The sequence below is a fragment of the Microbacterium sp. H6 genome, assembly GCF_003314775.1.
Taxonomy (GTDB): Bacteria; Actinomycetota; Actinomycetes; order Actinomycetales; family Microbacteriaceae; genus Microbacterium; species Microbacterium oxydans.
The window spans coordinates 1-243 of record NZ_QOAY01000272.1 but is presented as its reverse complement, the minus strand read 5'-3'; the positions used below and the strand labels follow the sequence as shown (position 1 = coordinate 243).

Genomic DNA, 243 nt, shown 5'->3' with positions numbered 1-243 from the left:
CGAACGTGCCCGCCGTGCCGCTCGCCGTGACGCCGATCCCCTTCGTGATGGGGCGCCTGGGGAGCGACTCGCGATATGGTCTGGCGTCGACCGATGAAACGGGTCGCGCGGCAGCCGTCGACGACCTGCGCCGCGTCGCCGCCGACATCGCGCGCATCGACCGCGAGAGCGGCGCGACCGTGGCCGTGGTGACCCTGCACACCGCCCCGCGGGTGGCGGGAGCCGTGGAACCGTTCGTGCGTT

Annotated in this window: 1 protein-coding gene; it reads left to right on the top strand. The window is 73.7% G+C overall.

Annotated elements, in window-relative coordinates:
- Positions 1-243 (top strand): DUF4862 family protein (locus DSP71_RS17825; RefSeq protein ID WP_181800769.1); only part of this gene is annotated, 243 nt, incomplete at both ends.